Here is a 23,414-nt window from a genome sequence, read left to right as displayed (position 1 = left end):
GCCGACCGCGCGTCCGGCCATGCGCCAGGCTGTCCGCAGCGGTGGACGCACCCGGCTCCCGACCTCGCTCGCCACCCCCGACGGGACTCCCCGCACCGGCTCAGGCGAGGTGATCCAGGAGCGCGGTCGCGCGGTCGGCCACCTCCCCCGTCGCGTCGAGGGCGTCCAGACAGTGCCCGTAGAGCGTCTCGTCCTCCGCTCCGGCCGCCACCTCGACCAACGCGGCGCACAGCCGCGCCAACAGGTCGCCGAGAGCTTCGAGAGCCCGGCGCGGATCGCGGACCTCGGTGAGGCGCGCGGCCCGGATCTCGGCGGGGTGGCCGGGGAGGAACCGCAGGCGGACCCCCGCCTCGGAGAGGGCCCCGGCCGCCGCTCGGGCCCGGGGCGGGCCACCCGCCGCCAGCAACCGCCCGACGGCCTGGGCCAACGCCTGGACCTGCCACGCCTCCGCCACGATCTGCGCGCCGTCCCCGCACCGGGTGAGCGCCGAACGGCTGGCACCGATGAGCCGTACCGCATCCATCTGTCCTCTCCGTGAGCCCTCGCAGCGTCGAGCGTCACCACGTGACGCGTCGCCGGAACCCACCGTGACGGCTGGGCGGCAGGCCCACCAGGACCCCCCGGAAATCTGTGGATGACCGGCGGGTTGTGGACAACTCCGTCACCCGTTCAGGGCTCTTCGGGCACGGGGAAGCGCTTCTCGTTCCGCTCGATCTTGGCGTCGAGGGCTCCGAGCGCGTCCACTCCGAGCACCTCGCAGAACTGGAGGAGGTAGGCCAGCACGTCGGCGACCTCATCGCGCACGCGGGCCGCCTGGTCCGGCCGCTCCATCACCGCCGCCGACTGCTCGGGCGTGAGCCACTGGAAGATCTCCACGAGTTCGCCCGCCTCGACGCTGAGCGCGGCGGCCAGGTTCTTCGGGTTGTGGTACCGCCCCCAGTCGCGAGCGGCGGCGAACTCCGCCAGTCGCCGCTGCCGCGCCGCGAGATCGCTGCTGTTCTCCGTGCTCATGCCCCCGGTCTACCACCGTGCCGCGGCGTCCTTGCGGCCGGCCCATCCCGCCTCCACGACCTGCCGGTCAGCGGTCGCTGACCTCCGTCCCCAGGGGCGTGACGAGGAAGACGTCGGTGTTGATCCGGTGCATGCCCCCGCCCAGCCCGAAGACCGTCCCGCTGGCGAAGTCCAGTACCCGCCGGGCGACATCGGGCTCGGCCGCGCTGAGGTCCACCAGCACGGGGTCCCCCGCGATCAGGTACTCGGCCACCTCCCGGGCGTCCGCGAAGATCTGCACCCGGAGCACGACGAACTGCCGTCCGGTGTCCACCGGCCCACCGGGACGGCCGGACTCCGGGACGTCCCGCTCGGCCGGGGCGGGGAGTTGCGGCACGGTCGCCCAGGAACCCCACTCGTAGCCACCACGCAGCGGAACGACCTCGGCCAGGCCCTCCCACTCGTCCTCCGGGGCGTCACTCGGTATCCGCATTCCGCGAGTGTAGGAAAAACCCGCCCGATCCTGCGGAGATCACCTTCGTGTCGCACCCGTGCGCACGGGACGTGCCGTCACGGGCCGCACCCGGACTCCGGGTACAGCACGCGCTCCACGCGCCGCCGCATCCCCCCGGCGGGCTCCCCTGCGGGCGTGGGTGCCGCCGCGACCAGTGCCCGGGCCACGTCCCTCAGCTTGACGTTGGCGTGCTGCGAGTGGCACCGCAGCACCTGGAAGGCGGTGTGCGCGTCGATGCCGTACACGGCCATCAACATGCCGCGCGCCTGGTCGACCTGCTCCTGACTCGCCCGTGCCGTCGCGATGGACCGCCCGGCCTCCGTCCTCAGCTCCTTCTCCACACTGTCGGTGACGTCGACGAAGAATCCGCGCAGCGCCGTGACCGAGCCGTCCTCCGCCACGTCTCCGTCCCCGGTCATCACCACGCGCCGGACCGTGCCGGACACGTCCACGATGCGGTGGTAGCAGCCGAAGGGCTCGCCCCGGGCGAGACAGTGCTTGAGCGCCTCCCCCGCGTACGCCCGGTCGTCCTCGTGCTGGTGGGAGAGCAGGACGTCCATGGTCGGCCGGACCTCGCCCGGTCCGTAGCCGTGCACGGCGTAGATCTCGTCCGACCACCACCACCGGTCCTCCCGGACGTCGTAGCGGAAGACACCCGCCCGATCCCCGGGAACCGCCGCCCCGTATGCCCTCTGCGACACCACGGACACCATTCCTCTTCACCCACCGCACGGAATCCCCGTCACTCCCGGCCATCCTGCCAGACGCGGTGCGACCCCCCGCCGCCTCCGGGGAAAAGCCCTTCCACGGCGACGCGGAGCGCACACACCGCGACGCTGCGCGCCCGCGCCGTCGGCGTCCTGGCCGGTCGGCGGTGCGTGCCGCACCCGGCGGCTCCGGCGTCCCCGCCGCGCACCGCCCGCACGCTCCGCAGTGGCGCGATCACCCGAACGGCGAACACGGACAGCTACCGCCGACTACGGTGGCGTCATGAGCGCCGACCAGATCAGGCCCGACGACGCATGGCCCCTGCCGCCCGCCTGGATGTGGGCCTGCCAGGAGTGCGCGCGGCGGTACCGGACCATGAAGGACACCATGGCGGCGGTGCACGAGAGCCGCCTCACCGGTGAACCCCACGTGGACCACGACCCGTTCGACAGCGTCGTCTCCTCGCAGATCGCCCTGGCCGAGCACATGGCCGCCGACCACCCCGACCAACTCCCCGAGTGGGACGCGGACTGCCCCACCTGCGCGAGCCACCGCAGGGCGGTGGCCAAGGCCGCCGGTGACGACGACGTGCGGGCCGCCACGACGCGGCGCTTCGCCGGCGAGCACCGCGCCCGGCACGTCGTCGTCCCCCGCTCGATCGTCGGGCTGTACTGACCGACGCGGGACGCCGCGCCGGTCACACCCCGGACGGCGTGGGGCCGCGCCGGGTGCGCAGGTCGGCCAGGGCGACGAGGAGGGCGAGGACGACGAAGCCCACGGAGACGCCGAGGCTGTACCGGAACGCGGCGGCCCAGTCGTCGTCCGTCGTCGCCAGGCGGGCGAAGAACACCGCACCCGCGGCGGCGATGCCCACGGCGGAGCCGATGCGCTGACCGGTCTGCAGCACGCCCGCGGCGCTGCCGCCCTGCGCGGGCGGGACGGCGGCGAGCGTGAGCGTCTGGTTGGGGGCGATGACCGCGCCGCCGCCGAGACCGGCCAGCAGCAGCGGACCGGCCACGGCGAGGCCCACGGCGTGCTGCGGGACGGCTGCCACGGCGAGGATCACCAGGCACAGGCCGAGGGCCACGACGACGAGGGCCACGACGACGAGGGTGCGGCCGTAGCGGGCGACCAGGCGTCCGCTGAGCACGGCGGCGAGGGCCGAGCCGAGGGCGAAGGGCGTCACGGAGAGACCGGCCAGCAGGGCGCTGTAGCCGAGCCCGGCCTGGAGGTAGAGCGTGAAGACGAAGAAGATCGATGTGAAGCCCGCGAAGTAGGCGAGCATGAGCAGCGAGCCGAGGGTGTAGGACGTGAGCCGGAAGAGGCCCAGGTCGACCAGGGGTTGGGCACGGCGTGCGTGGCGTCGCTCCCACTGGACGAACAGGGCCAGGAGGACGAACGCGGCGGGCACGAGGAGCCACTTGCCGGGGCCGGACCACTGCCGCTCCTGCACCAGCGGGACGAGCAGCAGACCGACGCCCGCGCCGAGCAGGACGACGCCGAAGGGGTCGAGGTCGCGGGCGCAGGGCCGGGCGGTGTCCCGCGGTCCCGGGAGGTAGCGGGCCGCGAGCACGACCGCGACCAGGCACACCGGCAGGTTGACGAAGAAGATCCAGCGCCAGCCCTGCTCGGCACCGAACGCGGCGATGATCACACCGCCCAGGACGGGACCGACGGCCGTGGACACGCCGATGACCGCGCTGTACATGCCGAAGGCGCGGCCCCGTTCGGCCCCCCGGAAGAGCTGCTGGATGAGCGCGGCGACCTGGGGGGCGAGGATGCCGCCCGCCAGCCCCTGGAGCAGTCGGGCCGCGACCAGCCACGCCGGGTTCGGTGCGACCCCGCACAGGGCGCTGGCCAGGGCGAAGAGCACCAGCCCGGTCATGAACAGCAGCCGTCGGCCCCGGGCGTCGCCCACCCGCCCGGCGGGGACGAGGAGCAGCCCGAAGGAGAGGGCGTACCCGGCGACGATCCACTGGACGGCGCCCGCCCCGGCGTCCAGCCCGGTGCGGATGGAGGGCAGGGCGACGGTGACGATGGAGACGTCGAGGAGGGTGATGAAGCCGGCCATCAGGCAGACGCCGAGGGCCTTCCAGCGGCGCGGGTCGGGCGGGTCGTCCACACGGTGGTCGGTGGTTCGGGCGTCCGGGGAGCTCACCCTTCCGCAACGTACCCGCATCCCGGACGTTCAGCGCGTGAAGCTGCGCTGTCGGACCGCTTAAGAAAACCTCGATGGACGCCGTGGTCCGCCGTCGCGCAGATTGGTGCGCGTTCGTGATCACCCCACTTCCGGCTGGAGCCGCCCCCATGAAGGCACTCGTCAAGCACCGGGCCGAGCCCGGCCTCTGGCTCATGGACGTCCCGGAGCCCGAGACCGGACCCGGTGACGTGCTGATCCGGGTCCTGCGCACCGGGATCTGCGGGACGGACCTGCACATCCGCTCCTGGGACGGCTGGGCGCGGCAGGCGGTGGCGACGCCCCGGGTGCTCGGGCACGAGTTCGTCGGCGAGGTCGCCTCGGTCGGGGCGGACGTGCGGGACGTGGCGGTCGGCGACCTCGTCAGCGGTGAGGGGCACCTGGTGTGCGGGACGTGCCGCAACTGCCTGGCGGGGCGGCGTCACGTGTGCCGGGCGACGGTCGGGCTCGGCGTCGGCCGGGACGGCGCGTTCGCCGAGTACGTGGCGCTGCCGGCGTCGAACGTGTGGGTGCACCGCACGCGGGTGGACCTCGACGTGGCGGCGATCTTCGACCCGTTCGGGAACGCCGTGCACACGGCGCTGACGTTCCCGGTGGTCGGTGAGGACGTGCTGATCACGGGCGCGGGGCCGATCGGTGTCATGGCGACGGCGGTCGCCCGGCACGCGGGGGCGCGCAACGTCGTGGTCACCGACGTGAGCGGGCCGCGGCTTGACCTGGCCCGCAAGGCGGGGGCGACCCTCACGGTCAACGTGGCGCACACCGGCATCGGTGAGGCGCAGCGGGAACTGGGGCTGCGCGAGGGGTTCGACGTCGGGATGGAGATGTCCGGCCGCCCCGAGGCGCTGCGCGACATGGTGGCGAACATGACGCACGGCGGGCGGATCGCCCTGCTGGGGCTGCCGGCGGAGGAGTTCGCCGTCGACTGGTCGCGGATCGTCACCTCGATGATCACGGTCAAGGGCATCTACGGCCGCGAGATGTTCGAGACCTGGTACGCGATGACCGTGCTCCTCGAGGGCGGGCTCGACCTCAGCCCGGTGATCACCGGCTCGTACTCCTACCGCGACTTCGAGGCGGCCTTCGACGAGGCCGCGACCGCCCGCAGCGGCAAGATCATCCTCGACTGGACCGCCTGACCCTCCCCCAAGGAGTTCCTCTCATGTACACATCCGTCCGCGACGAGCTGCGCGCCACCCTGGACGAGATCCGCGACGCGGGCCTCCACAAGCCCGAGCGCGTCATCGGCACGCCGCAGAGCGCCACGGTCTCCGTGGCCTCGGGCGAGGTCCTGAACTTCTGCGCCAACAACTACCTCGGCCTCGCGGACCACCCGGAGGTCGTCGCGGCGGCGAAGGAGGCGCTGGACCGCTGGGGCTACGGCATGGCGTCCGTGCGCTTCATCTGCGGCACCCAGGAGGTCCACAAGGAGCTGGAGCGGCGGCTGTCCGCGTTCCTCGGCCAGGAGGACACGATTCTGTACTCCTCCTGCTTCGACGCGAACGGCGGTGTCTTCGAGACCCTGCTCGGGCCCGAGGACGCCGTGATCTCCGACGCGCTCAACCACGCCTCGATCATCGACGGCATCCGGCTGTCCAAGGCCCGTCGTCATCGCTACGCCAACCGCGACATGGCCGACCTGGAGAAGCAGCTGGTGCAGGCGGGGGACGCGCGGCGGCGGCTCATCGTCACCGACGGCGTCTTCTCGATGGACGGCTACGTGGCGCCGCTGCCCGAGATCTGCGACCTGGCCGACCGGTACGACGCGATGGTCATGGTCGACGACTCGCACGCGGTCGGCTTCGTGGGCGCCGGTGGACGCGGCACGCCGGAGCTGCACGGCGTCATGGACCGGGTGGACATCATCACCGGCACGCTGGGCAAGGCGCTGGGGGGCGCGTCCGGCGGGTACGTCGCGGCGCGGGCGGAGATCGTCGCGCTGCTGCGGCAGCGTTCGCGCCCCTACCTCTTCTCCAACTCGCTGGCCCCGGTGATCGCGGCGGCGTCGCTGAAGGTGCTGGACCTGCTGGAGTCGGCCGGTGACCTGCGGGAGAAGCTGGCCGCCAACACCGCGCTGTTCCGCACCCGGATGACGGAGGAGGGCTTCGAGCTGCTGCCCGGGGACCACGCCATCGCGCCGGTGATGATCGGGGACGCGGCGCGGGCGGCCCGGATGGCCGAGCTGCTGCTGGAGCGCGGCGTGTACGTGATCGGGTTCTCCTACCCGGTGGTGCCGATGGGCCAGGCCCGCATCCGGGTGCAGCTGTCGGCGGCGCACTCGACGGCCGACGTGGAGCGGGCCGTGGCCGCCTTCGCCGACGCCCGGTCCGCGATGGCCGGATGACGACCGGGTGACAATGGACCGGTGATCGACCCCCGGCGGCTGCGCATCCTGCGGGCCGCGGCGGACCACCGGACGGTGACCGCCGCGGCGGCGGCCCTGTACCTGACCCCGTCCGCCGTCTCACAGCAGCTGGCCGCGCTGGAGCAGGAGACCGGTCACACCCTGCTGACGCGCAGCGGCCGGGGCGTGCGGCTCACGGCGGCCGGGGAGATCCTGCTGGAGCACGCGAACGCGATGCTCGCCCAGCTGGAGCGGGCCGAGGCGGAGCTCGCGGCGTACGCGGGCGGCAGCGCGGGCGAGGTGACGGTCGCGGCCTTCGCGACCGGCATCGCCGAGGTCCTGGCCCCGGCGATCGTCGCGCTCGGCGCGCGGCGCCCCGGCGTCCGTGTGCGGGTACGGGACGCCGAGGGTGACGCCTCGCTGCCGATGGTCCTGGACGGGGAGGCGGACGTCGCACTCGCCGTCGAGTACCGGGGCGCGCCGCGCGAGGGGGACCGGCGGCTGGCCCGCGTGCCGTTGTACGCCGAGCCGTTCGACGCCGTCCTGCACGCCGGGCACCGACTGGCGGCGGAGCCCGAGGTGGCGCTGCTGTCGCTCGCGGACAGCGACTGGATCGGCCCCTACCCGGGCAACCCGTGTCTGGACATGGTGCTGCTGGCCTGCGAGCTGGCCGGGTTCGACCCCCGGCTGCGGCACTCCTCCGACGACTTCCGGGCCGTGGTGGCCCTCGCGGGGGCGGGCGCGGGCGTGGCCCTGGTGCCCCGCTCCGCGCTGCGCGGGATGGAGTTGCGCGACGTGGTGGTGCGGCCGGTCACCGGCCCGGCCGCGTTCCGCCGCGTGTTCGCGGCCGTCCGCCGGGGGGCGGAGGGGCATCCGCTGATCCGTCCGGTGCTGGACGCGCTGGGCGACGCGGCGGCGGGCCTGTCGGCGCGCGCGGGCTGAGGCCGGGACGTCCCCCGTGCCCGCGACACGGCCGCCGCTTCTCGGGGGAATCGCCCGTCTCCCGGGTATGGGTGACGCCCCGGCGGGGTACCGGGCGGCGATGACGCTCGTCGCCCGTACGCGTCGTGGAGGCGGAACCGAGACATGGCGGAGTTCGCGCGCCTGGGACTGATGCTGGTGCTGGTCGTCGGCGGTGTCGCGGGACTGCGCGTCCTGCACCGACTGACGGCGGTGCGGGCCGCCGCGCTGGTGACGGGGCCGTTCTCCGGCGGCGGCGCACCGGCGGAGCACGCCTGGTCCCGGTTCCACGCCCGCTGGTACGCGCTGACACTGGTCTTCCTGGCCTTCGACGTCGAGATGCTGTTCATGTATCCGTGGGCGGTCGTGGTGGCCGAGGTGGGACCGGCGGCCGTGGTCGAGATGTTCGCCTTCCTCGGTCTGCTGATGTGCGGGGTCCTCTACGCCCGCCGGGAGGGTGTCCTCGCGTGGGCGTGAGGGGCGCGCGAAGGGGCCGGGGACGGCTGGCCCGCCGGGCCGCCGGATGCCCGCACGTCCTCCTCGTCGTGTGCCCCGGCGCGACGGGGCTGCGGCTGGAGACGGAGGCCGCCCTGGCCGCGCTCGGCGGTGTGCGGGCCCTCTCGCCCGCCGACGCGGACGTGCTGCTCGTGGTCGGGGAGCCGTCGGCGGAGCTGCGGAGGGCCGCCGAGGTGACGTGGTCGCAGCTGCCCGGGCCCCGCGTGCGCGGCGTCGTGGCCGGGCCGGGGCGGGCCGAGGACGTCCTGCGCCGGCTCGTGCCCCTCCTCGGGTCGGCGGAGCAGGAGGCGGACGCGGCCGACCGGGACGACACCGCCGTCCCCGGCCCGGAGGGGGACCCGCCCGGCGGTCTGCCCATGGCCGACCGCGCCGAGGACCGCGACGGGCTGACGCTCGACGTGCTGCGGGTGGCGCTCGGTCCCGTCCTGCCGCACTGGCCCGCCGGACTCGTCGTGGACACCCGCCTCCAGGGGGACGTCGTCCAGAGCGCCACCGCCCGGGTGCTGCGCGCGCGGGCGGCGCGGGGACCGTCCTACTGGGCGCCAGGTCCGGACGCCTCCCCGGACCTGCGGCGCGGGCGCTGCGCCGCCTCGCACCTCGACGCCCTGGCCCGGCTGCTGTCCGTCACCGGCTGGGCGGGCGCCGCGTCCGGGGCGGTCGCGCTGCGGGACCGGCTGCTCGCCGGTGAGGCGCACGAGCGCGTCCGGGCGGACTTCCGTCCCTGGCGGCGGCGCGTGGAGGGGTCGCGTCTGCTGCGGTGGTGCACCCGGGACCTGGGGGTGCTCCTCCCGGCGGACGCGCGTCGTCTCGGCGTGGGCGGCCCCGCCGCGCGCGCGGCGCCCCCGCACGACGTCTCCGCCCGGCTGCGGCAGTGGCTGGTCGAGACGGACGCCGTCCTGGGCGGCGCGCCCCCGCCCGACGGGGGTCCGCGCGGGGAGCCCGCCGCCGCGCCCTCGTCCGCCCTGCTCGGGGCCGCTGTGGAGCTGCTGCCGGGACGGGAGCTCGCGGAGGCCCGCACGGTCCTGGCGAGCTTCGACCCGGACCCCGACGAGCCGGGGGCCGCTCCATCCGTCGCGGCGGGGGCGTCATGACCGTCGAGGCCGCTCCCGCGTGGGCGGCCCTGCCGGTGCTCGCCGCGCTGCTCGCGCTGGCCTCGGCGGCGGCCGTCCTGGACGCGGCGTCGCCGGGCGGCACGGCCGGCGCCGCGCCGCGCGGCCCGGCGCGGGCGGCGCGTCCGCTCGCGGAGACGGCCCGGCTGCTGCGCCAGCGGCGCCACACGACGGCGGTCCGCGACGGCCTGCTGTGGCAGGTCGGGGTGGCGGGACCGGTGGTGATCGCGGCGCTGATGGTCGCCGTGGTGCCCTTCGGCGGGCAGGTGGTGGCCGACGTCCCGGTGGGCGTCGTGTGGTTCAACGCGATGGACGTCTGCCTGTGGGCCGTGGTGTGGCTCGCGGGCTGGAGCCCGGACAGTCCGTACCCGCTGGTGGGCGGGTACCGCTACCTCGCCCAGGCCCTGGGCTACGAGCTTCCGCTGATGTTCGCGCTGACCGCGCCGGCCGTGGCGGCGGGCAGCCTGGACGTGGGGACGGTGGTGGAGGCGCAGGACGGGCTCTGGTTCGTGGTCTGGATGCCGGTGGCCTTCCTGGTGCTGCTGGTGGGGGTGGCCGGGTTCAGCCTGTGGGGACCGCTCGGCGCTCCGGGCGGCGGGGACGTCGCGGGGGGCGTGTTCGCCGAGGCGTCGGGCGTCGACCGGTTGCTGCTGCTCGCGGGGCGGTACGCCCTGCTGACGGCCGGGGCCGCCATGGCCGTCGCGCTGTTCCTCGGGGGCGGCGCGGGGCCGTGGCTGCCGGGCTGGCTGTGGTCGCTGCTGAAGACGCTGGCGGTGCTGGGCTGCCTCGTGGTGCTGCGGGGGCGGCTGCCCGGCGTGCGGCCGCAGACGGTGGTGCGGCTGGGCTGGGTGGTGGCCCTGCCCGTCGTGCTGCTCCAGGTGCTGGCCGTGTCGATCGTCGTCGTCGTGGAGGGGTGAGGTCGTGGAGGGGCTGCTGTTCTGGTCGCCGGCCGTGGTGGCGGTGGGCGCGGGGATCGCGGTGTTCCGGGTCGACTCGATGGCCAGGGCCACCTACGCCCTGGCGCTGTCCTTCGTCGCCGTGGGGCTGGAGCTGCTCCTGCTGGACCTGGCCTACCTGGGTGTGGTCACCGTGCTGATGATGGTCATGGAGATGGCGATCATGGCGGTGTTCATGATCATGTTCATGATGAATTCGGCCGGTCTCATGCCGATGTCGATGGTGCACAACCGGCGGGGCGCCCTCGCCCTGTCGGTGGGCGTGTTCCTCTCCCTGGCCGCCGTCGCCCTCCTGACCCCCTGGCCCGAGCGGCGCGGCACCGTGCCCGAGGACCCCACCCGGTCCGTCGGCACCGGGGTGATGGAGACGAAGATGCTCGTGATGATGGGCGTCGGCGCCGTCCTGTTCACCACGATCGTGGCCGCGCTGGTCCTGGCCGCCTCCCGCAGCCGCTACGACGTGCGGGGCGGGCGCCGATGACGCTGGACCTCTTCCTCCTGCTGGCGGCCGCCCTCTTCGCGGTCGGCCTGTACGGGGCGCTCAGCCAGCAGTCCGTCGTGATGGTCATGATGGGCCTGGAGCTGATGATCAACGGGGTCGTCGTGGCGGCCGCGTCCTTCTGGTACTTCGTCGCGCCCGCCCAGCCGGACGGGCAGGTGCTCGTCCTCGTCGTCATCTCCGCGATGACCGTCGAGATGGCGATGGGCTTCGCCGTCGTGACCCTCCTCTTCCGCGCCAAGGACGTCGACACCACCGACACGGCGGCGGAGCTGAAGCGGTGAGCGGCACCCTGCTGTGGACGCTGGTCCTCCTGCCCGCCGTGCCGGGCGGGGTGCTCGCCCTCGCCGGGGGCGACCGCGGCGGACGGGGCCCGGGCCGCACGGCCGCGGTGGTCGCCGTCGCCGTCGCGGCGGCCACCGCCGTCCTCGCCCTGCTCGCCGCCGTGCACCGGCCGCGCACCACGGCGGACTTCCTGCCGGGCGGCCCGCTCGCGCTGGCCGTGGACGGGCTGTCAGCCGTCGTGATCGTCACCGTGTCGGCCGTGGGCCTCCTCGTCCTGCTCTTCGCGACGGCCGACATCGGGGCCGGACGCCCCCGGTTCTTCGGCCTGATGCTGCTGTTCCTCGCCGCCGTCCTGCTGACCGCCACGGCCACCACGCTCACCGGACTGCTGCTCGCCTGGGAGGTGATGGGCGCGACCTCCTACGGCCTGATCGCCTTCCACTGGCGGACGGACGGCCCCCCGGCGGCCGGAACGGTCGCCTTCCTCACCACTCGCACCGGGGACATCGGCCTCTACCTGGCGGCGGGCGCGGCCCTGGCGGGCGGCGGCACCCTCGCCCTGGACGCCCTGCCCGCTCTGGACGGCGGCTGGCGGGACCTCGCGGCGGCCGGGGTCCTGGCCGCAGCGCTCGGCAAGGCGGCCCAGCTTCCGTTCTCCTTCTGGCTCTCCCGGGCCATGCTCGGTCCCAGCCCGGTCAGTGCGCTGCTCCACTCGGCCGCCATGGTCGCCATGGGCGGCTACCTGCTGCTGCGGGCGCACCCCCTGCTCTCCGCCACCGGGTGGGCGGCCGACGTCGCCGCCTGGGCGGGCGCGCTGACGGCACTGGCCCTGGGAGCCGTGGCGCTCGCCCAGCGCCACCTCAAGCAGCTGCTGGCCGCCTCCACCGCCGCCCAGCTCGGCTTCGTGGTCCTGGCCGCCGGTGTCGGGGCGCTCGCGGGCGGCACGGCCCACCTCGTCGCCCACGCGGCGGTCAAGGCGCTCCTCTTCCTGACCGCCGGGGTGTGGCTGACGACGCTCGGCACGCAGCGGATGCACGCCCTGCGCGGCGCCGCACGCGGAGACCGGAGCGTCGGTGTGCCGTTCGCCGTCGGAGCGCTCGCCCTGGCCGGTGTCCCCCCGTTGTCGCTGTGGGCGACGAAGGACGAGATCCTCGCCGGCGTCGAACGCCCCGCGCTGTACGGCGTCGCTCTGGGCGCCGCCGTGCTCTCGGCGGGCTACGCGGGCAAGGCCCTGGGGCTGCTGCTGCGCCCACCCGGACGGGGGCCGGAACGCCCGCGCGGCCCCCGCCCCGCCGCACGCCTCCCGCTGGCCGTCCTCGCTCTCGGCGCGGCCGGCCTGGGCGCCCTGGCTTTGCCCGCCCTGGGCGGTGACCGGCTGAAGGCCGTGCTCGACGCCTCCGGCGAGCCCGCCGCCGGGGCCGGGACGATGACGGCCACCGCCGCCCTCGCCGTGGCGGTGACCACGGGCGCGGTCCTCCTCGCGGACCGGCTGCCCGAGCCCGCCCGGGCGCGGAACTGGCTCGGTCTGGAAGCGGCGGCCCACGCACTCGTCGTACGCCCCGTGCTGGCGGCGGCCGGTGCGCTGGCACGGTTCGACGACGCCGTCGTGGACCGGGCCGTGGCCGCCGCCGCGCGCGCGGTGCGCCGCCTGGCCGGGTGGACCACCCGCGCCGACGGCGGCGTCGACGGCCTCGTGCGGGGCGTCGCGACCGGGACACGGCGCCTGGGCGCGGCGGCGCTGCGCCCGCAGACCGGACAGCTCCACCAGTACTACGCCCAGGCGATCGTCCTCCTGACCGCATCCGTCGTCCTGCTCCTGCTGTTGAGGTGAGCGTGCTCTCCCTGACCGTCTTCGCCCCGCTCGTCGCGGCCGCGCTGCTGCTGGCCGCCCGCAGGCTGCCGGACCGCGTGGTGGTGTGGGCGTGGGTGGTGGTCGCGGCGGGGGAGTTCGCGCTCACGGTCGCGCTGTGGGTGACGTACGACGGCGAGGGCATCGGCCACGAGACCGACCGGCCCTGGATCCCCGGCGCCGGCGCGGCCTACCACGTCGGCGTCGACGGCCTGTCGCTGCCGCTGCTCGCCCTCACCGCCGTCGTCTTCCTCATGTGCGCCGTCCACACGCTGCGCCGGGAGGGGGAACGCGACGTCCGCCGCTTCGCCGCCCTCTTCCTCGCTCTGGAGACCACGTGCCTCGGGCTGTTCGCCGCCCTCGACCTGATCCTCTTCTTCCTCTTCTTCGACCTCTCCATCGTCGGGATGTACCTCGTCATCGCCGGCTGGGGGCACGGTGCGCGGGCCGCGCGCTCGGCGCTGCGGTTCTTCCTCTACACCTTCGTCGGCTCGCTCGCGCTGCTGCTCGGGTTCATCGGCCTGTACGCCGCCTCGTCCCCGCACACCTTCGACCTCGTCGAGCTGACCGCCGACCCGCCGCTGCGGGGTGAGGGCGCCGGGGGTGCGCTCGTGCTGCTGGCCGTGTGTGTCGGGCTCGCCGTCAAGACCCCGACGTTCCCCTTCCACACCTGGCTGCCGCCCGCCCACACCGACGCCCCCGCCGCCGGTTCGGCCGTCCTGGCCGCCGTCCTGCTGAAGATGGGCACCTACGGGTTCGTCCGCATCGCCATGCCGGTGCTGCCGGACGCCTGGCGGACGTACGCGCTCGTCGTCGTGGTCGTGGGCGTGGTCTCCGTGCTGTACGGGGCGCTGGTCGCCCTCGCGCAGACCGGCTTCAAACGGATGGTGGCCTACACCAGCGTCAACCACATGGGGTACATCCTGCTGGCGCTGGGAGCCGCCGGGATGCTCGGCGGCGGTGACACCGGGACGCGGACCGTGGCGGTCAGCGGCGCGGTGGCGCAGATGGTCAGCCACGGCCTGATCACCGGGGCGCTGTTCCTCCTCTCCGGGGTGCTGTGGGACCGGGCGGGCACCTACGCGATGGACGCCTTCGGCGGGCTCGCCGGCCCCGCGCCGCGCTTCGCGGCCCTCACCGCGCTGGCCGCCTTCGCCTCGCTCGGCCTGCCCGGCTTCAGCGGCTTCGTCGCCGAGTTCCAGATCTTCGCCGGGTCGCTCGGCCCGGCCCCCGTTCCCACGGCGTTGGCGCTCCTCGGCATCCTCGTCACCGCCGGGCTGTTCCTGCGGGCGCTGCACCGGGTGTTCCTCGGCCCGCCGGGGAGCGCCACCGCCCCGGTGCACGATCTACGACCGGCCGAGACCTGGTCGGTGGTGCCGCTCCTGGCGCTCTCGGTGGCCGTCGGGCTCGCGCCCCGGTGGCTGCTGGACACGGTGGAACCGGCGGCGCGGCGGGTCGTCGAGCTGGTCTCCCGGTGAGGCCCATGGCCATGGATCCGCTGGCCCTGGCCCCCGAGCTGCTGCTGCTCCTCGGGGCCGTCCTCACCCTGCTCACCGGCTCCTACCTGCCCCGGCAGCGCCAGTGGCCCGCCCGGCTGATCGCGGCCCTCGCGCTCGTCGGCTCCCTTGCGGCGGCCGTCGTCCAGGCCGCCGGGGACGACCGCATGGTGTACGCGCACACCTACGCCGTCGACGGGCCGACCCACACCGCGCGCGTCCTGGTGCCGCTGGCCGCACTGGCGGTGCTCGCCCTCTCCGTCGAGCGGACCCGGGGCGACCGGCGGGAGGCCGAGTTCTCCGTGCTCGTGCTCCTCGGGTCGCTCGGCAGCGTTCTTCTCGCGGGCGCCTCCGACCTGCTGGTCCTCGCCGTCGCCTACCTGCTGGCCTCCTTCCCCCTGTACGCGCTGGCCGGATGGGCCCGCGACGCGCGGGGGGCCGAGGCCGCGCTCAAGACGTACCTCCTCGGGGCCCTCCTCGGCATCACCCTGCTGCTCGGCGTCACGCTGCTCTACGGCCTCGCGGGCGCCACCGACTACGCGGGACTGCGGGACGCCCTGGGCGGCGCGCCGAGGGCCGCGCTCGCGGTGGGCGTCGTCGCCCTGCTGGCCGGGCTGCTGTTCAAGGCGGGCGCGGTGCCGGGCCACTTCTGGGTACCGGACGCCGCGACGGGGGCGACCGTGCCGGCCGCCGCCTTCCTCACCACGGTGCCGAAGATCGGCGGCCTCATCGCGCTGGCCCGCGTCCTGCTCGCCGTCCCCGACTCCGTCGTGGACTGGCGGCTGCTGGTGGCGGCCGTCGCCACGGCCGGGATGACGCTCGGCAACCTCGCCGCGTTCGGCCAGCGGGACCCGCTGCGGCTCCTGGGCTACTCCACGGTCGGCCAGGCGGGGTACGCCCTGATGGCCGTCGCGGTCGCGGGTCGGGAGGACGCCCTGCGCGGGCTGCTGTTCTACCTCGCGGCCTACGCGCTCACCAACGTGGGCGCCTTCGCCGTGGCCGCCGCCCTGCCGACCCGGACGACGCTGGGCGCCTACCGGGGGCTCGGTCGGCACCGGCCGTGGACGACCGCCGCGCTGGCGGTCTGCCTCCTGGGCCTCGTGGGCACCCCGCCGACGGCCGTGTTCGTCGGCAAGCTGACCGTCTTCTCCGCGACCTGGGACGGTGGCCTGGCCTGGCTCGTGGTCGTCGCGGCGCTGAACACCGTGGCCAGCCTCTTCTACTACCTGCGCTGGCTGGCCCCGGCCCTCACGCCGGGGCCGCCGGAGACCGCACCGGTGGAGGACGCGCGCCCCTGGGCGTCCACGACGGCCGTGGGGGCGGCGGCCGCGACCGTGGCCCTGGGCGTCGCGGCGGGCCCCGTCCTCGCGGTGCTGCCCGACGGCCTGCTGCGCTGAGGAGCGACCGCCCGCCGGTCAGGCCGAGCGGGGGCGGGCCTCCTCGGCCTCACGGGCCTGCTTCTTCTCCTTCAGCCGCGCGGCCTCGGCGCGGACGTCGGCCTGTGTGGCGCGCTCCTTGCGGAGCCACTCCGGGTCCTCCTGCTTCAGCGCCTCGATCTGCTCCGAGGTGAGCGCTTCGGTGACGCCGCCGCGCGCGAGGCCCGAGATGGAGACGCCGAGGCGGGCCGCGACCACGGGCCTCGGGTGGGGGCCGTCGCGCCGCAGCTCCCGCAGCCAGGCGGGCGGATCGGCCTGGAGGGCGTTCAGTTCGTCCCGGGAGACGACCCCGTCCCGGAACTCCGCGGGGGTGGCGTCGAGGTACACACCCAGCTTCTTGGCCGCCGTCGCGGGCTTCATGGTCTGGGTCTTCCGGTGCGCCGTCATGCCGTCCAGGATATCGAGCGTCCGCGCCCTCCCCGACCACGCCGGTAGCCTGGCCCGGTGACAGGCCAGGAACCACCCCCTCCCCCGCCCACCCCCGCCGCGTCCCCGCAGGGGTTCCGCCTCGCGTACGTTCCCGGCGTGACGCCCGGCAAGTGGGTGCGGACGTGGGAGGAGCGGTATCCCGGTGTCCCGCTGCGCCTGGTGGACGTCTCCCCCGCCGACGCCTCCGAGGTGCTCCTGCGGGGTGCGGCCGACGCGGCGCTGCTGCGGCTGCCCGTGGACCGGACGGCGCTCCACGCCATCCCCCTGTACACCGAGACCACCGTCGTCGTGGTGCCGAAGGACCACCTGGTGACGGCGGCGGACGAGGTGGTGCTCGCGGAGCTGGCGGACGAGATCCTCCTCCACCCCCTGGACGACACGCTCGACTGGGAAGGGCCTCCCGGCCGGCCCGCGCTGGACCGTCCGGCCACGACCGGGGACGCCGTCGAACTCGTGGCGGCGGGCGTCGGCCTGCTGGTCGTCCCCCAGTCCCTGGCCCGCCTGCACCACCGCAGGGACCTCACCTACCGGACGGTGGCCGACGCGCCGCAGTCGGGCGTCGCGCTGGCCTGGCCGGAGGAGCGGACGACGGACGCCGTGGAGGACTTCATCGGCGTCGTGCGCGGGCGGACCGTGAACAGCACGCGCGGCCGACGCCGGTCCGACGCGCCGGAGCAGCCGCGGCCCGAGAGGCCGGGGAAGCAGGGGAAGCGTTCGGGCGCGGCCGGGACGCACCGGGCCTCCTCCGGCACCGGGTCCGCCGGGAGGAAGCCGCGCGGGGGCACCGGCGGGCGGCGCGGCACCGGCCGCCCCCGCCGCCGTTGACCCACCACCGGCCCGGCGGCGGGCCCGACGTCCCCGTGGCTTTCCGCGCTCCGATCAGAGACGCTGTGGCGTGACGGTTTACGGAGCGCTGGACATCGGGGGCACGAAGATCGCCGGGGCCCTCCTGGATCCGGCGGGTACCACGCTCACGCGTACCCGGCGGCCCACCCCGGCACGGCGAACGGCCGTCGAGCTGATGGCCGCGGTCTTCTCGGTGCTCGACGACCTGGCCGCCCACCGCGCCTGGGGCGGACTTACGCGCCTGGGTGTCGCCTGCGCCGGTCCGGTCGACGCCGGGCGGGGCACGGTGAGTCCGGTCAACATCCCGGCCTGGCGCCGCTTCCCCCTCGTCGACCGGATCGCCGAACATCCCCGGCTGCCCGACGGCGTCCGGCCGCGACTCGTCGGCGACGCCCTCGCCATGACGGCGGCGGAGCATTGGCTCGGCGCCGCGCGCGGCGTGACCGCAGCGCTGTGCATGGTCGTGTCGACCGGAGTGGGTGGCGGCCTGGTGCTCGGCGGCACCGTGCACCCGGGCCGCACGGGGAACGCGGGCCACATCGGCCACATGAGCGTCGACCTGGACGGGCCGCGGTGCCCGTGCGGCGGCCGGGGCTGCGTGGAGGGCATGGCCAGCGGTACGGCGATCGCGGCCCACGCCCGGGCGGCCGGGTGGGCGCCGCCGGAGGGCGTCGCACCCGACGCGGCGGCCGTCGCCGCGTCGGCCCGCGCGGGAGACGTCCGGGCGTCGGCGGCGTACGACCGCGCGGGCCGGGCCCTGGCCGCCGCGATCGCGGCGACGGCCGCTCTGGTCGAGATCGAACTCGTCGTCGTCGGCGGCGGCGTGGCCCGGTCCGGCGAGGTCCTCCTCACGCCGATCCGAGAGCACCTGGCGACCTACGCCGTGCTCGACTTCACCCGGGACATCCGGGTCGTTCCCGCGCGGCGCACGCTGGACGCGGGACTGGTCGGCGCGGCGGCGGCCGCCGCGCCCCCGGACGGCCCCGCACGTCCTCAGACGCACGAGGGGCACAGGCCCCGGTAGGTGACCTCGGCCTCCGCCACCGTGAACCCGAAGCGCTCGGTGTCGGGGAGCGCGGCCAGGGGGTCGCCGGACGGGTGGACGTCGCGGATGGTGCCGCAGCCGGAGCACACGAGGTGCTGGTGCGGTCGTGCCGCGTTGGGGTCGTAGCGGCGGGCGCGCCCGTCGGTCGCGACCTCCTTGACCTCGCCCAGGGCGACCAGCTCGCTCAAGGTGTTGTAGACGGTCGCGCGGGAGATCTCGGCCAGCCGCCGGGCCGCCCGGACGTGCACCTCGTCGGCGGTGAGGTGGACGTGGTCCCCGTCGAGGACCTCGACGACGACGCGCCGCTGGGACGTCACCCGCCAGCCACGCGCCCGCAGTCGTCCCAGGAGGTCACTCATCTCGCTTCTCCTCTTCAGGTGCGTTGGGAATACCCGAAGTTCGCCGATGAATGTCCGGGTTCCGACTGACTACGGATCAGGTGAACTTCTTGACCTGGACTCGGTCCATCGTAGGATCGGTTCCGGCGACGGCCAAGGGGGGCCGTGCGGGAGGAGGCCAGGCGTCCGTGGAGGCCACCGTGCGGGGCTGTGCCCCCGCTCTCCCCGCGTCGGCCGGCACCGGCCCGCCCGTGACCGTCCCGCGTCCCTCCCGTCCGGTCGTTCGCCATGGCCCGTCCGTCACCACGCGCCCGCCGACGCGGCTCCGACATCCTCCGTCGAAACGCCTCCGGGCCTCGCGACCGTCTGCAATTCTCTGATCACCATGATCCGCTGAGCCCGAGAGGATACCCATGTCCGAGAATCCCGACGCCATCGTCACCGACGCGAAGACGGACGGCGCGGAGGGCTGCCCCGTCGCGCACCGCGCACCGCACCCCACCCAGGGCGGCGGCAACCGCCAGTGGTGGGCGGAGCGCCTCAACCTGAAGATCCTCGCCAAGAACCCCGCCGTGGCGAACCCCTTCGGCGAGGACTTCGACTACGCCGAGGCGTTCCGGAGCCTGGACCTGCCGGCCGTCAAGCGGGACATCGCCGAGGTACTGACCACCTCCAAGGACTGGTGGCCCGCGGACTTCGGGCACTACGGGCCCTTCATGGTGCGGATGGCATGGCACAGCGCGGGCACCTACCGCATCAGCGACGGCCGGGGCGGAGCGGGCGCCGGACAGCAGCGCTTCGCGCCGCTCAACAGCTGGCCGGACAACGGCAACCTCGACAAGGCCCGCCGCCTGCTGTGGCCGGTCAAGAAGAAGTACGGCCGGGCGCTCTCCTGGGCCGACCTGATGATCCTCACCGGCAACGTCGCCCTGGAGTCGATGGGCGTGGAGACCTTCGGCTTCGCCGGCGGCCGCGAGGACGTCTGGGAGCCCGAGGAGGACGTCTACTGGGGCCCCGAGACCACCTGGCTCGGCGACGAGCGCTACAGCGGTGACCGCGAGCTGGAGAACCCCCTCGGCGCCGTGCAGATGGGCCTCATCTACGTCAACCCCGAGGGCCCGAACGGCACCCCGGACCCGCTCGCCGCGGCCCGGGACATCCGGGAGACGTTCCGCCGCATGGCGATGAACGACGAGGAGACGGTCGCCCTGATCGCGGGGGGCCACACCTTCGGCAAGACCCACGGCGCGGGCCCGGCGGACGCCGTCGGCCCCGACCCGGAGGCCGCCTCGATGGAGGAGCAGGGCTTCGGCTGGCGGAGCACCCACGGCACCGGCAAGGGCGCCGACGCCATCACCAGCGGGCTGGAGGGCATCTGGACGCCCACCCCGACGGCCTGGGACAACACGTTCCTGGAGATCCTCTTCGGCTACGAGTGGGAGCTGTTCAAGAGCCCCGCCGGGGCGCACCAGTGGCGGCCGAAGGACGGCGCCGGGGCGGGCACCGTCCCCGACGCCCACGACGCCGCCAAGCGCCACGCGCCCACCATGCTGACCACCGACCTCGCGCTGCGCTTCGACCCGGCCTACGAGCAGATCTCCCGCCGATTCCTGGAGAACCCGGACGCGTTCGCCGACGCCTTCGCCCGCGCCTGGTTCAAGCTGACGCACCGTGACATGGGCCCGGTCGTCCGCTACCTCGGCCCGGAGGTCCCGACCGAGACGCTGCTGTGGCAGGACCCGCTGCCCGAGCGCGACCACGACCTGATCGACGCCGGGGACGTCGCCGCGCTCAAGGAGCAGGTCCTCGCCTCGGGGCTCACGGTGTCCCAGCTCGTCTCCACCGCCTGGGCCTCCGCCTCGTCCTTCCGGGGCAGCGACAAGCGCGGCGGCGCCAACGGCGCCCGGATCCGCCTGGAGCCGCAGAGCGGGTGGGAGGTCAACGACCCCGACGGGCTGGCCGCCGTGCTGGGCACGCTGGAGGAGGTGCGGCAGTCCTTCGACTCCGCCCAGAGCGGGGGCAAGCGGGTCTCGCTGGCCGACCTGATCGTGCTCGCCGGCTGCGCGGGCGTCGAACGGGCCGCCCGGGAGGCCGGCGTCACCGTGGAGGTGCCCTTCACGCCGGGCCGTGTGGACGCCTCGCAGGAGCAGACCGACGTCGAGTCCTTCGCCGCGCTGGAGCCCACCGCCGACGGCTTCCGCAACCACCTCGGCAAGGGCAACCGGCTGCCGGCCGAGTACCTGCTCATCGACCGCGCGAACCTCCTCACCCTGAGCGCGCCCGAGATGACCGTCCTCGTCGGCGGCCTGCGCGTGCTCGGCGCGAACGCGCAGGGCTCCACCCACGGCGTGCTCACCGCGACCCCGGGCGTCCTCACGAACGACTTCTTCGTCAACCTGCTGGACCTGGGGACGACGTGGAAGGCGACCTCCGAGGACGCGACCACCTTCGAGGCCCGTGACGACGCCACGGGAGAGGTGACCTGGACCGGCACCCGCGCCGACCTCGTCTTCGGCTCGAACTCCGAGCTGCGGGCCCTCGCCGAGGTCTACGCCTGTGACGACGCCCGGGAGAAGTTCGTCCGGGACTTCGTCGCCGCCTGGGACAAGGTCATGAACCTCGACCGCTTCGACCTGGTCTGATCCGCCACCCGGGCCGTCCCCGCGCGGGGACGGCCCGGGTGCCGCCGGCTCACGGCGCGGTCCGCCGCCCCGGCGGGGTGAAGGTGTAGAGGTCCAGGATCTCCGGCAGCGGCGCGACACCGGGGCCGCCGTCGCGGATCCAGTCGACGACGTCCTCGGTCGCGGCCGGATCGTTGACCAGCCCCAGCCACACCGGCCGGGCCCCGGCCGCCCGGCCTTCGGCGGAGGGCTGCACCACGACGACGTTGGCCTGGTCGCAGACGTCGAGGCAGTCGGAGACGCGTACGGGGGCGGCCGCGCGCAGCCGCTCGGTCTGGGCCGCGTGGTCGACACCGGTGATCTTCGGGCTGCCGCAGCAGCAGTCCCGGCACACGACGACGCGGCACGGCAGCGGGCCCCTCGCCGCGCCGCCGCCCGCAGCGGCGCCCGTCGTTCGGGTCGGTGGTGCGGACATGCCGCGCCCTCCCTCTCTCCGGGGAGATCCGCCCCGGGGTTCGTCGAGGAGGCGACGGCGTGAGTCTCCTGGCTCCCGGGTCGGTGCCTGCCCCGGCCTTCCCACCCGTCTTCGGGCAGTGGCCTGTCGGGACCGGCTCGCCGGTCACAGTGGCGGGACCGCGCCGGATTCACACCGGCTTCCTCGTTCCGCCGTCGCCTTGTCGTCGGACATCATCCCACCGCCCGAAGCGGCGCACCACGGCGGCTTCGGCGAGGGGCCGTCATTCGGTCGCGTGGTCGTGCGGGGTGGTGGCGGGCGTCTCGGCCGGCCGGTCCCGTCCGCCGTCGTGCCCGGACACCGGCACGACGACCAGCCCGACGAGGACGGCGGCGGCCACGACGCGGCCCAGGGCCCGCGTCGCCCAGGTCGGGGCGAGGGCCCCCGCGCCGGTGCCGGGCGGCGGGCCGAGTCGCTGCGCCCGCCGGGCGGGGCGCAGGAGGCGGTACAACAGCATGGCCGCCACGGGGAGTTGCAGGAGCCACAGCACGGTGCGCGGCCACTCCCCGTACCAGACGTTCGTCCCGTACAGCAGCGTGTGCCACACGCTCAGCACGTACACGACGACCACGAACCGGTGCAGGCGCCGCCAGGTGTTCGCCCCGATGCGGTGCCGTACGTAGAACAGCAGCCCCAGGGGGACCGCCAGGTACAGGGCGCCCTGGCCGATCGGAATGGCGATCTGGCCGGTCCCGGAGTCGTACCATCCGGGGACGAAGCTGTCGGCGAAGCCCGCCCACAGTCGCTCCGCCCAGGCCAGCGACGTCTCGTAGCGCACCAGTTCGGCGGCGAACATCAGCGCGTGGGCGGCCATCAGTGCCATGGTGGTCAGGCTCGTCGTGCGGTGCCAGCGCTCCAGCGTCTCCCGGCGGACCGGCAGGCCACCGGGCCGGCGGCCGGAGAGCAGCAGGCCGAGCATGACCGTGCCCCAGGCCCACAGCAGCCCGGACCAGCCGAACGCCTGGCTGAGCAGGTACATCCAGTAGGTGCCGGGGTCGTCCATGAAGGGCATGACGGCGACGGTGTCCGAGGCGCCGGAGTCCATGCGCACGTAGAGGAAGCCGAACACGGCCGCCGTCACCAGCACCGCCGCGGCGGCGTCGGGCAGGGCCGCGCGGAGATCGCCCCGGAGGGCCACGCGGTCGGGTGGGGGCGTGCGTACCGCCGGAGTGGGCGACCCCGCCCCGGCCGGTCTCGCCTCGGACGCCATCGCGGCTCCTGTCTCTCGGTCACCGCACAGGCGGTGCACCCGGGTCGTGGGCGCCCCAGTCTGACGCACGGGACGACCCGGCACGGAGGCGTGATCCGGCCGTAGTGGCCGAGACGGTAGGCCCGGACCCGGGGGGCCGGAGCACCTGCGCTCCCCGCCGGCGCCCGGGGACACCGTCAAGACGCACCACCCACTTCCGGCCAACCCCCGGCGGACCCCTGTCGGGTCGCACCGGTCGTCCCTAGGCTGGGGCGCGCAGTCGGTTCGCGCCCCCCGTCGTCCTTCCGGACGAGCGAGGGGAGCGACGCAAGAGGGAACCCGGTGGGAATCCGGGACTGTCCCGCAGCGGTGAGTGGGAACGAACGCCGTCAAGGTCACTGGGCCCGTGTCGGGCCCGGGAAGCGACGGCCGGTAGGTGTCCGCCCTTGGCGGTGGACGTGCCCACGAGTCCGAAGACCTGCCACTGCGCCCGTGCGGCACGCGCGGGCTGTGCACGGTGACCTCGTGGACTGGGTCGGCGGTACGGACGGTCGTGCGTCCCCCGAGGGGCCA

24 protein-coding genes and 2 riboswitches are annotated in these 23,414 nt (G+C 74.9%); of the genes, 15 read left to right on the top strand and 9 right to left on the bottom strand.

The annotated features are described in order from the left end of the window. Nucleotides 1–100: 100 nt before the first annotated feature. The 4 genes from IF129_RS14520 to IF129_RS14505 form a co-directional block, all read right to left on the bottom strand. A complete protein-coding gene (locus tag IF129_RS14520) occupies nucleotides 101–523 on the bottom strand; it encodes a DUF6099 family protein (RefSeq protein ID WP_191210051.1) in 423 nt (140 codons plus the stop codon). Between the two features lie 146 nt (nucleotides 524–669). Then, nucleotides 670–1,011, bottom strand: coding sequence for a nucleotide pyrophosphohydrolase (locus IF129_RS14515; RefSeq protein ID WP_191210050.1), 342 nt, complete (start codon nucleotides 1,009–1,011; stop codon nucleotides 670–672). A 67-nt stretch (nucleotides 1,012–1,078) separates the two neighbouring features. Next, a complete protein-coding gene (locus tag IF129_RS14510) occupies nucleotides 1,079–1,483 on the bottom strand; it encodes a cell division protein SepF (protein ID WP_191210049.1) in 405 nt (134 codons plus the stop codon). A 77-nt stretch (nucleotides 1,484–1,560) separates the two neighbouring features. Then, a complete protein-coding gene (locus IF129_RS14505) occupies nucleotides 1,561–2,205 on the bottom strand; it encodes a PAS and ANTAR domain-containing protein (RefSeq protein ID WP_191210048.1) in 645 nt (214 codons plus the stop codon). Between the two features lie 289 nt (nucleotides 2,206–2,494). Between IF129_RS14505 and IF129_RS14500 the strand changes: the two genes are divergently transcribed. Continuing rightward, nucleotides 2,495–2,887 (top strand): hypothetical protein, encoded by a 393-nt coding sequence (locus tag IF129_RS14500; protein WP_191210047.1) that lies wholly within the window; start codon nucleotides 2,495–2,497, stop codon nucleotides 2,885–2,887. A gap of 22 nt (nucleotides 2,888–2,909) precedes the next feature. Here IF129_RS14500 and IF129_RS14495 read toward each other — a convergent pair whose 3' ends face one another. Further along, nucleotides 2,910–4,283 (bottom strand): MFS transporter, encoded by a 1,374-nt coding sequence (locus IF129_RS14495; protein ID WP_224754995.1) that lies wholly within the window; start codon nucleotides 4,281–4,283, stop codon nucleotides 2,910–2,912. Between the two features lie 236 nt (nucleotides 4,284–4,519). Here IF129_RS14495 and tdh point away from each other — a divergent pair, with 236 nt between their 5' ends. From tdh to IF129_RS14440, 11 genes are all read left to right on the top strand, one after another. Then, nucleotides 4,520–5,548: an L-threonine 3-dehydrogenase gene (gene tdh, locus IF129_RS14490; protein WP_191210045.1), complete on the top strand. Its 1,029-nt coding sequence runs from the start codon at nucleotides 4,520–4,522 to the stop codon at nucleotides 5,546–5,548. 23 nt (nucleotides 5,549–5,571) lie between these two features. Then, entirely contained in the window at nucleotides 5,572–6,753 is a 1,182-nt protein-coding gene (locus IF129_RS14485; protein ID WP_191210044.1) for a glycine C-acetyltransferase, read from the top strand. Nucleotides 6,754–6,774: 21 nt separating this feature from the next. Further along, nucleotides 6,775–7,695, top strand: coding sequence for a LysR family transcriptional regulator (locus tag IF129_RS14480; RefSeq protein WP_191210043.1), 921 nt, complete (start codon nucleotides 6,775–6,777; stop codon nucleotides 7,693–7,695). A 144-nt stretch (nucleotides 7,696–7,839) separates the two neighbouring features. Beyond that, complete coding sequence (locus IF129_RS14475) at nucleotides 7,840–8,190, top strand: NADH-quinone oxidoreductase subunit A (protein ID WP_191210042.1); 351 nt, start codon at nucleotides 7,840–7,842, stop codon at nucleotides 8,188–8,190. Next, on the top strand, nucleotides 8,181–9,320 hold the full coding sequence (locus IF129_RS14470; protein ID WP_191210041.1) for a hypothetical protein: 1,140 nt from the start codon (nucleotides 8,181–8,183) through the stop codon (nucleotides 9,318–9,320). Before IF129_RS14475 ends, IF129_RS14470 begins: the two co-directional genes overlap by 10 nt. Beyond that, entirely contained in the window at nucleotides 9,317–10,255 is a 939-nt protein-coding gene (locus tag IF129_RS14465) for a complex I subunit 1 family protein (RefSeq protein ID WP_191210040.1), read from the top strand. The genes IF129_RS14470 and IF129_RS14465 overlap by 4 nt, the downstream gene beginning before the upstream one ends. 4 nt (nucleotides 10,256–10,259) lie before the next feature. Next, nucleotides 10,260–10,775 (top strand): NADH-quinone oxidoreductase subunit J, encoded by a 516-nt coding sequence (locus tag IF129_RS14460; protein ID WP_191210039.1) that lies wholly within the window; start codon nucleotides 10,260–10,262, stop codon nucleotides 10,773–10,775. Then, nucleotides 10,772–11,077, top strand: a complete 306-nt coding sequence (gene nuoK / locus IF129_RS14455; protein WP_191210038.1) for an NADH-quinone oxidoreductase subunit NuoK — start codon at nucleotides 10,772–10,774, stop codon at nucleotides 11,075–11,077. The genes IF129_RS14460 and nuoK overlap by 4 nt, the downstream gene beginning before the upstream one ends. Further along, nucleotides 11,074–12,909 (top strand): proton-conducting transporter transmembrane domain-containing protein, encoded by a 1,836-nt coding sequence (locus IF129_RS14450; RefSeq protein WP_191210037.1) that lies wholly within the window; start codon nucleotides 11,074–11,076, stop codon nucleotides 12,907–12,909. Before nuoK ends, IF129_RS14450 begins: the two co-directional genes overlap by 4 nt. 2 nt (nucleotides 12,910–12,911) lie before the next feature. Next, entirely contained in the window at nucleotides 12,912–14,405 is a 1,494-nt protein-coding gene (locus IF129_RS14445) for a complex I subunit 4 family protein (protein WP_191210118.1), read from the top strand. A gap of 5 nt (nucleotides 14,406–14,410) precedes the next feature. After that, nucleotides 14,411–15,820, top strand: a complete 1,410-nt coding sequence (locus tag IF129_RS14440) for an NADH-quinone oxidoreductase subunit N (RefSeq protein ID WP_191210036.1) — start codon at nucleotides 14,411–14,413, stop codon at nucleotides 15,818–15,820. Between the two features lie 18 nt (nucleotides 15,821–15,838). On the opposite strand, the gene IF129_RS14435 is transcribed toward IF129_RS14440, so the two are convergent. Further along, nucleotides 15,839–16,246 carry a DUF5997 family protein gene (locus IF129_RS14435; protein ID WP_191210035.1) on the bottom strand — a complete coding sequence of 136 codons (408 nt, stop codon included), beginning with the start codon at nucleotides 16,244–16,246 and terminating at the stop codon, nucleotides 15,839–15,841. 138 nt (nucleotides 16,247–16,384) lie between these two features. On the opposite strand from IF129_RS14435, the gene IF129_RS14430 reads away from it, so the two are divergent. Then, nucleotides 16,385–17,113, top strand: a complete 729-nt coding sequence (locus IF129_RS14430) for a LysR family transcriptional regulator substrate-binding protein (protein ID WP_318153744.1) — start codon at nucleotides 16,385–16,387, stop codon at nucleotides 17,111–17,113. A 70-nt stretch (nucleotides 17,114–17,183) separates the two neighbouring features. Then, on the top strand, nucleotides 17,184–18,158 hold the full coding sequence (locus IF129_RS14425; protein ID WP_191210033.1) for an ROK family protein: 975 nt from the start codon (nucleotides 17,184–17,186) through the stop codon (nucleotides 18,156–18,158). Here IF129_RS14425 and IF129_RS14420 read toward each other — a convergent pair. After that, the gene (locus tag IF129_RS14420; RefSeq protein WP_191210032.1) at nucleotides 18,128–18,538 is read right to left on the bottom strand and encodes a Fur family transcriptional regulator; all 411 of its coding nucleotides are present in this window, start codon (nucleotides 18,536–18,538) and stop codon (nucleotides 18,128–18,130) included. The genes IF129_RS14425 and IF129_RS14420 overlap by 31 nt on opposite strands. 392 nt (nucleotides 18,539–18,930) lie before the next feature. Between IF129_RS14420 and katG the strand changes: the two genes are divergently transcribed. Continuing rightward, nucleotides 18,931–21,159: a catalase/peroxidase HPI gene (gene katG, locus IF129_RS14415; protein ID WP_191210031.1), complete on the top strand. Its 2,229-nt coding sequence runs from the start codon at nucleotides 18,931–18,933 to the stop codon at nucleotides 21,157–21,159. Nucleotides 21,160–21,208: 49 nt separating this feature from the next. Here katG and IF129_RS14410 read toward each other — a convergent pair whose 3' ends face one another. Together IF129_RS14410 and IF129_RS14405 are read right to left on the bottom strand one after the other, a co-directional pair. Then, complete coding sequence (locus tag IF129_RS14410) at nucleotides 21,209–21,613, bottom strand: (2Fe-2S) ferredoxin domain-containing protein (protein ID WP_191210030.1); 405 nt, start codon at nucleotides 21,611–21,613, stop codon at nucleotides 21,209–21,211. Nucleotides 21,614–21,654: 41 nt separating this feature from the next. Beyond that, nucleotides 21,655–21,843, bottom strand: a riboswitch (cobalamin riboswitch). Nucleotides 21,844–21,875: 32 nt separating this feature from the next. After that, nucleotides 21,876–22,862 carry a ferric reductase-like transmembrane domain-containing protein gene (locus IF129_RS14405; protein ID WP_191210029.1) on the bottom strand — a complete coding sequence of 329 codons (987 nt, stop codon included), beginning with the start codon at nucleotides 22,860–22,862 and terminating at the stop codon, nucleotides 21,876–21,878. A gap of 311 nt (nucleotides 22,863–23,173) precedes the next feature. Next, a riboswitch (cobalamin riboswitch) is annotated at nucleotides 23,174–23,321 on the top strand. Nucleotides 23,322–23,414 lie beyond the last annotated feature (93 nt).

The sequence above is a fragment of the Streptomyces chumphonensis genome, from assembly GCF_014779715.1.
In the GTDB taxonomy this organism is placed as follows: domain Bacteria; phylum Actinomycetota; class Actinomycetes; order Streptomycetales; family Streptomycetaceae; genus Streptomyces; species Streptomyces chumphonensis.
Note: the sequence above shows the minus strand (reverse complement) of the source record. Positions and strands in the feature narration are given on the sequence as shown.

Bases quoted from the DNA above. Each gene is read 5' to 3' on its own strand.
- IF129_RS14520 (WP_191210051.1), bottom strand. From the start codon at position 523: ATGGATGCGGTACGGCTCATCGGTGCCAGCCGTTCGGCGCTCACCCGG.
- IF129_RS14515 (WP_191210050.1), bottom strand. From the start codon at position 1,011: ATGAGCACGGAGAACAGCAGCGATCTCGCGGCGCGGCAGCGGCGACTG.
- IF129_RS14510 (WP_191210049.1), bottom strand. From the start codon at position 1,483: ATGCGGATACCGAGTGACGCCCCGGAGGACGAGTGGGAGGGCCTGGCC.
- IF129_RS14500 (WP_191210047.1), top strand. From the start codon at position 2,495: ATGAGCGCCGACCAGATCAGGCCCGACGACGCATGGCCCCTGCCGCCC.
- IF129_RS14495 (WP_224754995.1), bottom strand. From the start codon at position 4,283: ATGGCCGGCTTCATCACCCTCCTCGACGTCTCCATCGTCACCGTCGCC.
- tdh (WP_191210045.1), top strand. From the start codon at position 4,520: ATGAAGGCACTCGTCAAGCACCGGGCCGAGCCCGGCCTCTGGCTCATG.
- IF129_RS14485 (WP_191210044.1), top strand. From the start codon at position 5,572: ATGTACACATCCGTCCGCGACGAGCTGCGCGCCACCCTGGACGAGATC.
- IF129_RS14475 (WP_191210042.1), top strand. From the start codon at position 7,840: ATGGCGGAGTTCGCGCGCCTGGGACTGATGCTGGTGCTGGTCGTCGGC.
- IF129_RS14465 (WP_191210040.1), top strand. From the start codon at position 9,317: ATGACCGTCGAGGCCGCTCCCGCGTGGGCGGCCCTGCCGGTGCTCGCC.
- nuoK (WP_191210038.1), top strand. From the start codon at position 10,772: ATGACGCTGGACCTCTTCCTCCTGCTGGCGGCCGCCCTCTTCGCGGTC.
- IF129_RS14440 (WP_191210036.1), top strand. From the start codon at position 14,411: ATGGCCATGGATCCGCTGGCCCTGGCCCCCGAGCTGCTGCTGCTCCTC.
- IF129_RS14435 (WP_191210035.1), bottom strand. From the start codon at position 16,246: ATGACGGCGCACCGGAAGACCCAGACCATGAAGCCCGCGACGGCGGCC.
- IF129_RS14420 (WP_191210032.1), bottom strand. From the start codon at position 18,538: ATGAGTGACCTCCTGGGACGACTGCGGGCGCGTGGCTGGCGGGTGACG.
- katG (WP_191210031.1), top strand. From the start codon at position 18,931: ATGTCCGAGAATCCCGACGCCATCGTCACCGACGCGAAGACGGACGGC.
- IF129_RS14410 (WP_191210030.1), bottom strand. From the start codon at position 21,613: ATGTCCGCACCACCGACCCGAACGACGGGCGCCGCTGCGGGCGGCGGC.
- IF129_RS14405 (WP_191210029.1), bottom strand. From the start codon at position 22,862: ATGGCGTCCGAGGCGAGACCGGCCGGGGCGGGGTCGCCCACTCCGGCG.